The sequence below is a fragment of the Williamsia muralis NBRC 105860 genome (genome assembly GCF_001598915.1).
Lineage (GTDB): Bacteria > Actinomycetota > Actinomycetes > Mycobacteriales > Mycobacteriaceae > Williamsia > Williamsia muralis.
In genome coordinates this window covers 80,019-93,620 of the sequence record NZ_BDAP01000007.1, presented here as the reverse complement: position 1 = coordinate 93,620, position 13,602 = coordinate 80,019, and the positions used below count along the sequence as shown (strand labels likewise).

Annotated in this window: 10 protein-coding genes; all 10 read right to left on the bottom strand. The window is 66.1% G+C overall.

What is annotated here, in order from left to right:
* Positions 1-26 precede the first annotated feature (26 nt).
* The gene (purH, locus tag WIMU1_RS22155) at positions 27-1,592 is read right to left on the bottom strand and encodes a bifunctional phosphoribosylaminoimidazolecarboxamide formyltransferase/IMP cyclohydrolase (protein WP_062800430.1); all 1,566 of its coding nucleotides are present in this window, start codon (positions 1,590-1,592) and stop codon (positions 27-29) included.
* Positions 1,589-2,197, bottom strand: a complete 609-nt coding sequence (gene purN, locus WIMU1_RS22150) for a phosphoribosylglycinamide formyltransferase (protein WP_062800428.1) — start codon at positions 2,195-2,197, stop codon at positions 1,589-1,591. Before purN ends, purH begins: the two co-directional genes overlap by 4 nt.
* A 114-nt stretch (positions 2,198-2,311) precedes the next feature.
* Complete coding sequence (locus WIMU1_RS22145; protein WP_157366803.1) at positions 2,312-3,841, bottom strand: cell division protein PerM; 1,530 nt, start codon at positions 3,839-3,841, stop codon at positions 2,312-2,314.
* A gap of 175 nt (positions 3,842-4,016) precedes the next feature.
* A complete protein-coding gene (locus WIMU1_RS22140; RefSeq protein WP_147431404.1) occupies positions 4,017-5,309 on the bottom strand; it encodes a DUF5336 domain-containing protein in 1,293 nt (430 codons plus the stop codon).
* Positions 5,310-5,437: 128 nt separating this feature from the next.
* Positions 5,438-7,396: an acetoacetate--CoA ligase gene (locus WIMU1_RS22135; RefSeq protein ID WP_062800424.1), complete on the bottom strand. Its 1,959-nt coding sequence runs from the start codon at positions 7,394-7,396 to the stop codon at positions 5,438-5,440.
* Complete coding sequence (locus WIMU1_RS22130; RefSeq protein WP_062800423.1) at positions 7,393-9,024, bottom strand: AMP-binding protein; 1,632 nt, start codon at positions 9,022-9,024, stop codon at positions 7,393-7,395. The genes WIMU1_RS22135 and WIMU1_RS22130 overlap by 4 nt, the downstream gene beginning before the upstream one ends.
* Positions 9,025-9,035: 11 nt before the next feature.
* Entirely contained in the window at positions 9,036-9,866 is an 831-nt protein-coding gene (locus tag WIMU1_RS22125; RefSeq protein ID WP_174548769.1) for an HpcH/HpaI aldolase/citrate lyase family protein, read from the bottom strand.
* 41 nt (positions 9,867-9,907) lie between these two features.
* A complete protein-coding gene (locus WIMU1_RS22120) occupies positions 9,908-10,420 on the bottom strand; it encodes a MaoC family dehydratase (RefSeq protein ID WP_245969086.1) in 513 nt (170 codons plus the stop codon).
* 5 nt (positions 10,421-10,425) lie between these two features.
* On the bottom strand, positions 10,426-11,598 hold the full coding sequence (locus WIMU1_RS22115) for an acyl-CoA dehydrogenase family protein (protein ID WP_062800421.1): 1,173 nt from the start codon (positions 11,596-11,598) through the stop codon (positions 10,426-10,428).
* A complete protein-coding gene (locus tag WIMU1_RS22110) occupies positions 11,595-13,595 on the bottom strand; it encodes an acetyl/propionyl/methylcrotonyl-CoA carboxylase subunit alpha (protein WP_174548768.1) in 2,001 nt (666 codons plus the stop codon). The genes WIMU1_RS22115 and WIMU1_RS22110 overlap by 4 nt, the downstream gene beginning before the upstream one ends.
* Positions 13,596-13,602 lie beyond the last annotated feature (7 nt).

Below are 13,602 nucleotides of genomic sequence, written 5' to 3'. Positions count from 1 at the left end.
CCGCCACGAGGGCGCCGCGTCGTTCGTCAGTGGGCGAAGTGCCGCGCACCTGTCAGGTACAGCGTGATGCCGGCATCGTGTGCGGCACTGATGACCTCGTTGTCGCGGATCGAACCACCGGGCTGCACAACGGCTTTCACTCCCCCGTCGATCAGCACCTGCAGACCGTCCGGGAAGGGGAAGAAGGCGTCGGACGCGCCTACGCTGTTCATCGCTCGTTCGCCGGCTCGCTTGACCGCCAAGTGTGCCGAATCCACCCGGTTCACCTGGCCCATCCCGACACCGACCGACGCCTGGTCACTGGCCAGCAGGATCGCATTCGACTTGACGGCGCGGCATGCGCGCCAGGCGAACACCAGATCGGCGAGGGTCGCGTCATCGGCCGGGTCACCGGCAACCAGCTGCCAGTTCTCGGGCGAATCGCCACTCGCGTCGAGGATGTCGCGCTGTTGCACCAGCAACCCGCCCGACACGGGGCGCAGTTCCAGGCCCGCGCGTTGCGGGGGCTGCGCGAGAAGTACACGTACGTTCTTCTTGCGGGTCAGCACCGAGAGTGCGCCGTCCTCGAAACCGGGTGCCACCACCACCTCGGTGAAGATCTCGGCGACCTGCTCGGCCATCTCCATGCTCACCGGGCGGTTGGCAGCGATCACGCCGCCGTATGCACTCACCGGGTCACAGGCATGGGCCTTACGGTGCGCCGCCGCGATGTCGTCGTCGACCGCGATGCCACAGGGGTTGGCGTGCTTGATGATCGCGACCGCAGGTTCACCGAAGTCGTACGCGGCCCGCCACGCAGCGTCGGCGTCGGTGTAGTTGTTGTAACTCATCTCTTTGCCGTGCAACTGTTCGGCCTGCGCCAGCCCGGGGGCTTCGGAGCCACCGACGAACAATGCCGCGGACTGGTGCGGGTTCTCGCCGTACCGCAACACCGACGACCGTTCCCAGCTCTTGCCGATCCACGTCGGCAACGAGCCCTCGGGCTCGGGCGCGACAACCGAACTCATCCACGAGGCCACGGCCACGTCGTAGTCGGCGGTGTGCCGAAATGCCTTCGCCGCGAGCGCTTGCCGTTCGGTCAACGTGAAGCCGCCGTCAGCGACCGCGGTCAGGACGGTCGCGTAGTCCCCTGGATCCACCACCACGGCCACCGATGGGTGATTCTTTGCGGCACCGCGCACCATCGACGGACCGCCGATGTCGATCTGCTCGACGCATTCGTCCGGACTCGCGCCCGATGCCACCGTCTCGGTGAACGGGTACAGGTTCACCACCACGAGCTCGAAGGCCTCGATGCCGAGTTCCTCGAGCTGTTCGAGGTGGTCGGGTTTGCGGGTGTCGGCGAGGACGCCCGCGTGCACCCGGGGATGCAACGTCTTGACCCGGCCCTCGAGGCATTCCGGGAAGCCCGTCAGTTCGGAGACCTCGAGCACCGGTACACCGGACTCGGCAATCTTCTTCGCGGTCGAACCGGTCGACACGATCTCTACGCCGGCGGCGTGCAGCCCCTCGGCAAGCTCCGCGAGCCCGGTCTTGTCGTACACGCTGACCAGTGCACGTCGAAACGGTTTGCGCTGCAGGTCACTACTCACGGAATGTGGGCCTTTCGTCCTTCGATGACAACACCTTTGGTGGCAATCGAACGCACAACCGCTACCAGCAGCACTCGCTCGACCATCTTGATTCGTTCGTGCAACGTGATCTCGTCGTCGCCTGGGCTGATCGCGACCGGCGCCTGGGCGAGAATCGGGCCGGTGTCCACCCCGCCGTCCACGAGGTGGATCGTGGAACCGGTGACCTTGACGCCGTGCTCCAACGCGGCGGCCACAGCATGCGCGCCCGGGAACGAGGGCAGGAGCGCCGGATGCGCGTTGATCGTCCGGCCGCCGAAGCGTTCCAGGAAGTGCGTGCCCAGGATCTTCATGAACCCGGCGGACACCACCAGGTCGGGCGCGTAACCCGCGACCGTGTCGGTGAGCCGGCGGTCCCATTCGGTGCGGTCGCCCTCCAGGGCCACCACTGCGGTGGGGGTACCTCGCCGGCGCGCGGATTGCTCAGCAGGACAGTCACGGTCGCAGATGACCGCCGCCACGTCGGCCGGATACTCGTCGTCCTCTGCGGCGTCGAGCAGGGCCGACGCCAGGCTGCCGGCGCCCGACGCAAGGATCACGACGGTCACCGGTGTGGCTGACGGCATGGCGTCCAGGGTGATTCTCCTCGAACTCGGTGGGGCGTAGCCGGGTCCGCCATCTGAAAACAGGACCTCGGGCGGGCGGCTGCGTCGCTCGGACCGAGCCTAATGGCCTCCGATTCAGCGGGTGCGCCGGGTACCGAAGTCGTCGGTCGACACCAGTTCTTCGCCTTCGGCGGCGTCGATGGGCTCGTCGACCACCACACTGCCGGTGTCGTCCCACACCTCGTCCAGGGCCCAGTCCTCCGGGTCCCAGCCGTCCACGATCACCTCGGGTCGGCCCGGCTCCGGCGACAACTCGTGGTCGTCGTCGAGCGGGGTCTGCTCGTCGACGGGGACGAATTCGATGGCTGCTTCGTCGGCCACCGGATTCGACTCGACGCCCTCGTCGTCGGTGTCCGAACGGCCTTCTTCGCCACGGCCGTCGTCGTCGTAGTAGTCATCATCGATGATGTTCGACCGCGCGCGGCGTCTGCTCGGCAACGCCCTGTACACCAGGGCCGTCACCGATCCGATCACGGCGATCCACCCGAACATGAACACCCCGGCCACCGGCAGGTTGGCGCCGACCTTGCCCAGAACGCCCAACTCGCCACCAGCCAGCACGCTGGCGATCACCAGGAAGAGCGATGAGGTCGCGGCCGCGACCACCACCATCCGGATGTTGCGCAGCAGCGATTCGTCCACACAGAGCCGGCCCACGAAGAGCGCTGTGCACGCGATCCCGATCAGCAGCAGCGCTGTCCAATGCCCGGCTCCACCATCGGGAAGCGCGGCGAGTATCGGCAGCGGCGGAACCTGACCGCCCTGTGATCCGAACAGATCGACGGTTGCCCCGCCGACAGCCACCGGCGCCCCGACCAAGGCGCCCGCCGCACCGATAACCATGTTCGGCAGGTACAGGATGGAGAGCAACGTCAGTCCGAGACCACCGATCCAGCCGTTCCCGGCTGCGAGCAGGTCGCCGGCCACCGACCAGTTGATCACCAGCCGCACTGCCACCACCATCGCGCCGAGCGTCATGAGTGCGGTCACCGCAACGACTCCACAGCGAAGTCCTTTGAGGACCCAGTCCGCAACTCCTGCGCGCACGACCAGGGTGGACCACCATTTGAGGCCCACGCCGATTCCGGCGCCGACTGCATGCACTGCGAACGTGCAGGCGAAGGCCAGCAACGCATCCGGGCTCTGGATGGTCATCACGGTGGATGCGTCCATCACCACCGCCAGGGACAGAATGGTGGCGAGAAGGGGCCCGCCGATGGCCGAGAGGATCACGGCCGTCACCTCGCTGTGAGGACGGTCGACGTCTGTTGCCCGCGTCGTGGCCCGCGCCACCGCAGCCACCATCAGCAGGGTCGGGGCCAACGGCAGGACCCCGATGGTGACCTCGCCGATGGTGAGTGGGATCTGATGAATGCCCAGCCACATGGACGCAACGGTGGCAGGCAGACTGCCGAGCCCGTCACCGACCGCAACAAGGGTCAGCGCGGCGATGACAACCAGGATCGCGAGGGTGATCGCAGTGGTCCCGAACGCCAGGCGAACCAGTGCCCGTGCCGAGTCCGCGGCGCCCACCTCGTGGGCGCGGCGGGTCCGGCGCATCTCACGCAGACGCGCGGCGAGATTTTCCGCTGTAGAGCTGGCCACCCTTGTCAGGGTGTCATTTGCCCGGCGAACAGATGGTCAGGCGCGCCGAGCGGTCGGCAAGACGAGCGGCCTCCCCTACACCCGTGCGGTGGCAGACGTCACGGACACACGAAAAAGCCGGCCACCACACATCGTGTGATGGCCGGCTCCTCCTGACCTGGACCGAAGTGCTTGCTCAGCGCTCCGGCGACTTGAACTGCGTGGTCTGGTCGCCGTAGGGGTTCTGCTGCTCACCCGACGGCGTCGATGGGGCCTCGTACGGCGCGGAAGCACCGGGCTGAGCGCCGAAGCTGCTCGTTCCCGGAGCCGACGACGGCGTGCTCGGCTGACCTGGAGCCGTGGACGGCGACGACGGGCTCGACGGGACCACCGTGGTGGCGTCCGACGATCCGGCAGGCCCGGAATCGGACTTGCCCAGTCCGATCGAACCCGAGTCGGTGCCCTGCTGCCCGTAACCCGACTGTGCGTAGGGATTGCTCTGACCGGGCGCGGCCTGGTGACCACCGGAATGCTGGTCACCTGAGCCGGCAGCCGTGGCTCCGCTGCTCTGGCCGTAGGAGGAGGCCGCGCCGTATCCGCCTGCCTGGCCGTATCCGGTGCTCTGGTCGCCTGCCTGGCCGTAGCTGGTGCCCTGGTCACCGGTCAGGCTGCTGTTCGAATGCTGGCCCGTGCTGGTCGACGCGGTGTCCGCGCTGGCGTTCGATGCGCCAGAACCAGCGGTCTTGATGATCCCGGCCTCGGTGAGGAGCCACGCGATGGCGACGGCAGCCTGGAGGACTGCGAAGACGATCGCGAGGATGAAGCCGATCCCGGCGTCGATGTCACCCTTGGTGAAGAACTGGAACAGCAACACCAATGCGCCGATGACCGACAGCGCGGCAACGATCCCGCTGAGCTTGGCGTTCTGCCGGAGGAGCGCCGTGGTGAGCGCGATGAGACCGGCTGCCCCGAGAAGCGCGATGGCCGTGGGGAGTCTGAGGAACAGGTTGTTCTGGTCGACGTCGAAGCCTTCGGCGTCGAACGCGGGTGCGAAGCCGAGGAAGAAGTTGATCAGGCCCAGTGCACCGACGGCATAGGCGAGGTACTTCGCCAGATCGGCGGGCAGACCCTTGGGCCCCTGCGACTGGCCGTAGCCCTGTTGTCCGTAACCCTGCTGTCCATAGCCCTGCTGGGCGTAACTCTGGGCCGGCTGCTGGCCGTAACCCTGCTGACCGTATGGCTGCGACGGTTGTCCGTAGCCCTGCTGACCGGCGGGCTGCTGACCGGCGGGCTGCTGGCCGTAACCCTGTGCAGGCTGACCGTAGCCCTGGCCGTAACCGGGATTCTGCGCCTGCTCGCCACCGGGCTGCTGGCCATAGCCGGGGTTGTACGACGGCTGTCCTGATTCGTGCTGCCCCGCGCCGGGGTACTGCGAGCCCTGGTACGGCTGCTGCGAACCGTAGCCGGACCCACCGGGTTGATAGCTCATGTTCACTCCTGCTGTTGAGGGTGTTCGTCCCGCGTGCTGCTCGGCGGATTTATATGTCGCGCCTTACGCTAGTACATCCACTGGTGACGACAACCGTTGATTTCGACTGCGACAACAAACGGACTACGTCACTTCCAGCTGTGTTCGCGGCCCTGCCGTCGATACCAATCGAGCAATTCCGGTGCGTCCACCGACCGAGGGTCCACCGCGACATCGGCGCGACCAGCCAAGATCGCGGTCACCGGTACCTCCAGCTTCTTGCCGGTTCGGGTGTGTGGGATGCCCGGTGCCACGATCACCTCGTCGGGGACGTGCCGCGGCGACAGCCTGCGCCGGATGTCCGAACGCACCTGCGCGACGAGCGATTCGTCAAGGGATGCGCCCGGGGTGAGGGTGACGAACAACGGCATCCAGTACGCGCCGCCGGGGCCGTCGACCCCCACCACGAATCCTTCGGCGATCTGGTCGATGCCCTCTACCACCTCGTAGATCTCGGCCGAGCCCATCCTGATCCCGTTGCGGTTCAACGTCGCGTCACTACGACCGTGGATGATGATCGATCCGCGTTCGGTGACGGTGACCCAATCGCCGTGTCGCCACACATGTGGACGGGGGCCGGCGGCCCACTGGTGGTCGAAATACGCCTTCCGGTAACGCTCCCCGGCAGGGTCATTCCAGAACCCCACGGGCATGGACGGCATGGCGGTGGTGATCACCATCTCTCCGACCTCGCCGATCAGCGGTTCGCAGTGCGCACTCCAACTGGCCAGTTGGACACCGAGATACCGCACCGACAGCTCGCCCGGCACCACCGGGACGCCTGGCGAGCCGCCTGCGAAGGCGGTCACCACATCGGTCCCCCCGCTGATCGAGGACACCGGAATACCCTCTCTCACATTCTGATCCACCCAGATGAACAGATCTGCCGCGAGCGTGGAACCGGTGCTCGCGATGGTGCGTAACGCGCTGAGGTCGTGATCCGTGCCGGGATGGAGCCCGGCCTTGCGTGAGGCCTGCAGCTGTCCGGGACTGGTACCGAAGTAGGTGACCCTCTCCGATTCGACCAAGCCCCACAGCCTGTCGGCATCCGGATTGAGCGGGTGGCCGCTGTAGCAGATGATCCTGGCCCCCACCAGCAGACCGGCGACCTGGTAGTTCCACATCATCCAGCTCAGGGCGGTCTGCCAGAAGAACACGTCGTCGCGGTTCATTGCACCATGCAGGCCAACGGCTTTGAGGTGTTCGAGCACCACCCCACCGTGGCCGTGCATGATGCCTTTGGGCTTTCCGGTGGTGCCGGAGCTGAACAGCACCCAGAGCGGATGGTCGAAGGGTACCGGTTCAGGCTTCAGGTCTGCCGAACGGCGTGCGGCGACGGAGAACTCGACGGCTCCGTCGGCCGAATCCTCATCTTCCGGGTCGGATTCGGCGGTACGCACGACCAGCTGCCCGGTCAGCGTCGGGAGCATTCCGGCCAGCTCCGCACTGTCGCCGCGTTTGTCGATCCACTTGCCGCCGTAGTGATAGCCGTCGGCCCAGATCATCACCAGCGGGTCCAATTGGGCAAAGCGGCCGGCAGCACCGGCCGGCGCGTAGTCCTGGCCACAGCCCGAGAACACCGCTCCGAGCGAAGCGGTGGCCAGGAACGCGATCACGGCCTCGGGCACATGCGGCAGGTAGGCCACCACCCTGTCGCCTCGCCCGACGCCCATCTCACGCAATGTCGCTGCAACACCGGCGATCTGCTGTGGCAGTTCACCCCACGTGATCTCGGTACGGCGACCGTCCTCGCTCAGCCCTACGATGGCGACACCGTCCTGGTCGGTGTGCGACAGGATCTGGTCGACATAGTTGAGGGAGACGTCTGGGAACCACCGTGCACCCGGCATCTCGGGATCGCGCAGTACATCGGAGTCGGCGTCGCCGAGCGTGCTACCGCCGGTCGCTCGCACGCCGAAGTGGTCCCACACCTCGCGCCAGAACTGCTCGGGCCGGTCCACCGACCACTGCCACAGATCGTCGTACCCGTTGAACGTCAGTCCGCGGGCAGCACCGACCGCTTCGGCGAACTCGTCCATTCGACTCATCGGCCGATTCCGAGGATGTCCAGGGCACTCTCCCGCATCTGGACCTTGCGGATCTTACCCGTGACCGTCATCGGGAACGCTTCGACCACGTGAACGTATCTGGGGATCTTGTGGCGCGCGATCTTTCCGTCGGCGAACGCGCGGAGATCGTCGACGGTGAAATCGCTGACGCCGTCACGCAATTGCACCCATGCCATCAACTCCTCGCCGTATTTCTCATCCGGCACCCCGATGACCTGGGCGTCGAGGATGTCGGGATGGGTGTAGAGGAACTCCTCGATCTCGCGGGGGTAGATGTTCTCACCGCCGCGGATCACCATGTCTTTGATGCGGCCGGTGATCTGGACATAACCGTCCTCATCCATGACGGCCAGATCGCCGGTGTGCATCCAGCCGTCGCCGTCGATGGCCTCGGCCGTCTTGTCGGGCTGGTTCCAGTATCCGATCATCACGCTGTAACCACGGGTGCAGAACTCGCCGACGTCGCCGCGGGGCACGGTGTCCCCCGAGGCCGGGTCGACGACCTTGATCTCCAGGTGTGGTGCAACCCGGCCGACGGTGCCCACACGCCGGTCGAACGTGTCGTCGGAGCGCGTTTGCGTCGATACCGGCGACGTCTCGGTCATGCCGTAACAGATGGACACCTCCGACATGTGCATCTTGTCGATCACCTGCCGCATCACCTCCGCCGGGCACGGCGATCCGGCCATGATCCCCGTGCGCAGGGAGCTCAGGTCATAGGTGTCGAAATCGGCCAGCGCGAGCTCGGCGATGAACATCGTCGGGACGCCGTACAAGCTGGTGCAGCGTTCGCCCGCAACAGCATCGAGCGTCTTGGCGGCGTCGAACCCTGGTGCCGGAATCACCATCGCGGACCCGTGGGTGGTGGCCGCCAGGTTTCCCATCACCATGCCGAAACAGTGGTAGAACGGGACAGGGATGCAGATCCGGTCCTGGTCGGTGTAATTGCACAGCTCCCCCACCAGATAGCCGTTGTTGAGGATGTTCCGGTGGGACAGGGTGGCACCCTTGGGATTACCTGTTGTGCCGGAGGTGTACTGGATGTTGATCGGGTCGTCGGGTGTCAGCGTCGACGCGATGTCGTCGAGTGCGGACAACTCTGATCGTGTTGCGGTCGAGAGCAATTCGGACCATTCATCGGAACCGAGTAGCACCACCGATGCGAGGTCGGGACAGTTGTCGATGGCGGTGGTGAGCATCCCGGCGTAGTCGGCGTCGCGGAACTGCGGTGCAGCGATCACGGTGCGCGTTCCTGACTGTTGCAACGCGAACTCGATCTCGGTCTGGCGGTACGCCGGATTCAGGTTGACGAGGATCAGACCCGACTCCGCCGCCGCGTACTGAGTCAGCACCCATTCCGCACAGTTGGGGGCCCACAGCCCGATTCGGTCGCCAGGCACCAAGCCACTGCGTGCCAGGCCGGCAGCCAACGCACGCACCTGATCACGGAACTCGCGATAGGTCCATCGACGACCCGTCGGAACGTCGACCAGGGCCTCGTTGTCACCGAATCTCTCGGCGGTCTGTCGCAACGACTCCCCGATCGTGACGGTGAGCAGCGGCGGTTGCGGCAGCCCCTCTGCAAGCGAGGGCTCAGGTGTTGCCATGAAAAGCGCTCCTAGTGTGATTCGGCGCGGCGCATGATCGCCTCCGCCTGTCCCAACAGGGGTGAATCGATCATCTGGCCGCCGACCTGGAAGACCCCGCCGGTGTTGTCTTTGTCGGCACCCAGAATCTGTTCCGCCCAACGGATCTCGTCGTCAGTGGGCCGGTAGGCCGCTCGAACGGTATCCACCTGCGACGGGTGGATACACGCGGTGGCCTCGTAGCCCAGGTTCACCGCGTCGAGCGCCTCTGCGTGTAGACCGTCGGTGTCGGCGATGTCGATGTGTACCGAGTCGACGGCGAAGCGCCCGTGGGCTGCACAGGCCAACCGAACCATGCCGCGAACCTGCCTGACCACGTCTCGATAACGTCCTGTGTTGGCTTCGCCGGTGCTGAACCGGCTCGACCGCCCGCCCATGGCGGCGACGAGGTCTTCTGCGCCCCACATCAGCCCGATGCAGTTCGGCGCCGAGGCGATCTGCTCCACGGCCAGGGCACCGGCGGGGGTCTCGATCAAGGCGATCACCTGGTACCCGACCTGTGACAGATCCTCGGCGGTCTCACTCTTGGACAGCATGACAACGCGGTACGCCGTCTGCGCGAGGGCTTTGAGGTCGCGGTAGTGGTCACCGGTGCCGGCGGCATTGATCCGCACGATGGTGATGTTCGGGTCGATCGGATTGTTGATCAGCGCTTCGCGAGCGGCCTCGCGTGCCTCAGGGCGCACCGCATCCTCGAGGTCGATGATGACCGCGTCGGCGCGCTCTGCAGCTTTGGCATACCGCTCGGGACGATCTGCGGGGCAGAACAGAATGGCCGGGCCGGGCGGACTCCAGTTGGTCACCGGTGCTCCTCCTATGTCTCGGTGCGCCACCTGTCTGGACCTCACGTGACGCGCTTGCGCACGAGCGTGGACCGCTGAGCTACAGCAACCACGTCGCCGTGCTGGTTTTTTCCGATGTGACGCAATGACACCACGCCCTCGCCGGGTCTGGATTTGCTTTCCCGTTTTCCCGTGCATTCGGTCTCGGCATACAGCGTGTCACCGTGGAAGAGCGGTGCGGGGAACGCGATCTCCGAGAAACCGAGATTGGCCACCAGGGTTCCCTGCGTCAATTGACTCACCGACAATCCGACGATCGTCGAGAGGGTGAACATCGAGTTCACCAGGCGCTCCCCACCGAAACCCGGTTGTTCGGCGGCGTACGCCGCGTCGAGATGCAGTGCCTGGGTGTTCATGGTCAGGGTGGTGAACAAGACGTTGTCGGCCTCGGTGACCGTCCGCCCTGGTCGGTGTTCGTACACCGCGTCCACCTCGAACTCGTCAAACCACAAGCCGCGCTGGGTGACCCGACGTGGTTGCGGCGAGTCCTCGCTCTGGCGGTCCGTCTCGCTCACGCCGGTCATGCGAAACCCAGCTCGCGCGCGATCAGCATCAACTGCACCTCGGTGGTGCCCTCGCCGATCTCCAGGATCTTCGAATCCCGGTAATGGCGTGCCACCGGATACTCGTTCATGAAGCCGTAGCCGCCGTGGATCTGCGTGGCCATGCGTGCGTTGTCCATGGCGGCCTCGCTCGAGACCAGCTTGGCGATCGCCGCCTCTTTCTTGAACGGTTTGCCGGCGAGCATCTTCGATGCCGCGTGGTAGTACGCGGTGCGCGCGGTGTGTGCGCGAGCCTCCATCCGGGCGATGGCAAACGACACCGATTGGTATTCGCCGATGGCCTTGCCGAATGAGTGACGTTCCTTGGCGTACTTCACACTCTCGTCCACACAGCCCTGCGCCACCCCGGTCGCCAACGCCGCGATCGCGATCCGTCCCTCGTCGAGGATGGACAGGAAGTTGGCGTAGCCGCGGCCGCGTTCACCGAGCAGATTCTCCGCGGGCACCCGCGCGTCACTGAAACTGAGCGGGTGGGTGTCCGACGCGTTCCACCCCACCTTGTTGTACGCGGGCTCGGCGGTGAAACCCGCTGTGCCGCTGGGCACGATGATCGTCGAGATCTCCTTGCGGGCCGACCCGTCCGGCCCCGGTGACCGCGCTCCGGTGACGGCCGTGACGGTGACCAGCGAGGTGATGTCGGTGCCGGAGTTGGTGATGAATTGTTTGGCCCCGTTGATGATCCACTCGTCGCCGTCCTGCTTGGCCGTGGTGGCGGTGGCACCCGCATCCGAGCCCGCGCCCGGCTCGGTGAGCCCGAACCCTGCCAACGCGCGGCCGGCAATCAGGTCCGGCAGCCACTTCTGCTTCTGCTCTTCGGTACCGAACCGGTAGATCGGCATGGCGCCGAGGCCCACACCGGCTTCGAGGGTGATGGCCACCGACTGGTCCACCTTGCCCAGTTCCTCGAGCGCCAGCGACAGCGCGAAGTAGTCCCCTCCCATCCCGCCGTATTCCTCACCGAACGGCAGACCGAACAGGCCCATCTCCCCCATCTGGCGCACCACCTCGTACGGGAAGGTGTGTTCGGCATCGTGTTTGGCCGATACCGGGGCAACCACCGACTGTGCGAAGTCGGCCACTGTCCTGCGCAGTTCGTCGTACTCGACCGTCAGGTCGTCGGTGATGGTCATGTGGGATTTCCTTCCGAGTGGTCGATGATCGTTGCCAGCCGCTGGCCGCTGGTGACCTTGTCGCCGACTGCGACCACCACCGACAGGTCACCGGCACGTGGAGCGGTCAGCGTGTGTTCCATCTTCATCGCCTCGACCACCAGTACGGGCGTACCGGCCTCCACCGACTCGCCTCCTGGATGCAGCACGGCGACAACGGTTCCCGGCATGGGACTGGTGATCTCCCCGAGTTCCTCGGCATCGGTGGACGACCGCAGGATCTTCGACTCGGCAATTTCCCAGGTACCGGCCGGGCCGCTGACCCAGTAATGCCCCGGACTGTCGGTCCGATGGCCTGCGGCCGGCTTCGGTGGTGCCTGCACGATCAGCCATCGCGACGTCATGCCGTCGAGGGTGAGTCGCTCGCCGGACACCGATGCTGTGGCTGTGCGGTCACCGATGGTGACGCGGGCGTCGGTTTCCGTTCCGGTCACCGCGACCGTCACCACATCGTCCCCGACCTGTAGGCGTGTCCTCGTAGCTGCTGGTCCACCTATGCGCCAGCCGACCTGCGAGGTCCACGGTGTCTCACCGCTGCGACCGGTTCGCACCCGGTGAAGCCCGACCAATGCCAGTGCCTCGAAAGGGGGCGGGGGTTCGCGGTAGTCGACGACGAGGCGGTCGAGCAGCTCGGTGTCGAGCTCGGCGGCCCGAACATCGGGCTGGTCGAGCACGTGGCGGCAGAACCCGATGTTGGTGCGAACGCCGAGCACGTGGGTGCGCGCCAACGCTGCATCCAGACGGGCGATGGCGTCGGCTCGATCATCGCCGTGGACGATGACCTTCGCGAGCATCGGGTCGTAGTCGCTGCCCACCACATCTCCGGTGACGATGCCCGAGTCGACCCGGACTCCGGGGCCGGCAGGTTCGTCCACGAGGAGCAGGGACCCACCGGTGGGAAGGAATCCGGCAGCAGGGTCTTCGGCGTACACCCGGGCTTCGATTGCGTGGCCGGTCATCGTCACGTCGTCCTGGGCGAAATCCAGTTTGTCCCCCCGGGCCACCCGCAGCTGCCAGTCGACGAGGTCGACGCCGGTGACCATCTCGGTGACCGGGTGTTCCACCTGCAGACGGGTGTTCATCTCCATGAAGAAGAACTCGTCGGGTTTGTGTGCCGAGACGATGAACTCCACCGTTCCGGCGCCGGTGTAGCCGACCGACCGCGCCGCGTCGCAGGCCGCCGCGCCGATGCGGGCACGCGTGGCGGTGTCGAGCAGCGCCGAGGGCGCCTCCTCGATGACCTTCTGGTGCCGTCGCTGGAGGGAACATTCGCGCTCACCGAGATGCACCACGTTGCCGTGGGTATCGGCGAGTACCTGCACCTCGATATGACGCGGGGTGTCCACGAACCGTTCGAGAAACAGCGTGTCATCGCCGAATGCCGCCTTGGCCTCGCGCCGGGCGGTCCGCAGCGCGGCGGGCAGGTCGACCGGATCGGCAACGCGGTGCATCCCTTTGCCGCCACCGCCCGCGCTCGGTTTGATGAGCACGGGGAACCCGATGTCGGACGCTGCCTCGATCAGGTCGTCGTCGGTGAGCCCGGGCCGGGAGATGCCGGGAACCACGGGGACGTCGCGGGCCGACACAGCCTCCCGCGCGGCGATCTTGTCGCCCATGATCTCTATCGCCGCTGCCGGCGGGCCGAGGAAGACGATCGACGCCTCCGCCAGTGCACGTGCGAATGCCGCGTTCTCCGAGAGGAATCCGTATCCGGGATGCACCGCATCGGCGCCGACACTTCGCGCGGCAGCGATCACCGCGTCGATCTTCAGGTAGCTCTCGGTCGCGGCGGCCGGGCCGAGTCGGACGGCCTCGTCGGCCATGGCCACGTGCAGCGAATCAGAATCTGCGTCCGAGTACACCGCAACGCTGCGGACTCCCGCTTGCCTCAGAGTGCGGATCACCCGGCAGGCGATCTCCCCGCGGTTGGCGACCAATACCGTGTCTATCTGTTTCATCGCCACA

Coding starts and splice junctions, on each gene's coding strand:
- purN (WP_062800428.1), bottom strand. CDS start 2,197: ATGCCGTCAGCCACACCGGTGACCGTCGTGATCCTTGCGTCGGGCGCC.
- WIMU1_RS22140 (WP_147431404.1), bottom strand. CDS start 5,309: ATGAGCTATCAACCCGGTGGGTCCGGCTACGGTTCGCAGCAGCCGTAC.
- WIMU1_RS22135 (WP_062800424.1), bottom strand. CDS start 7,396: ATGAGTCGAATGGACGAGTTCGCCGAAGCGGTCGGTGCTGCCCGCGGA.
- WIMU1_RS22130 (WP_062800423.1), bottom strand. CDS start 9,024: ATGGCAACACCTGAGCCCTCGCTTGCAGAGGGGCTGCCGCAACCGCCG.
- WIMU1_RS22115 (WP_062800421.1), bottom strand. CDS start 11,598: ATGACCATCACCGACGACCTGACGGTCGAGTACGACGAACTGCGCAGG.
- WIMU1_RS22110 (WP_174548768.1), bottom strand. CDS start 13,595: ATGAAACAGATAGACACGGTATTGGTCGCCAACCGCGGGGAGATCGCC.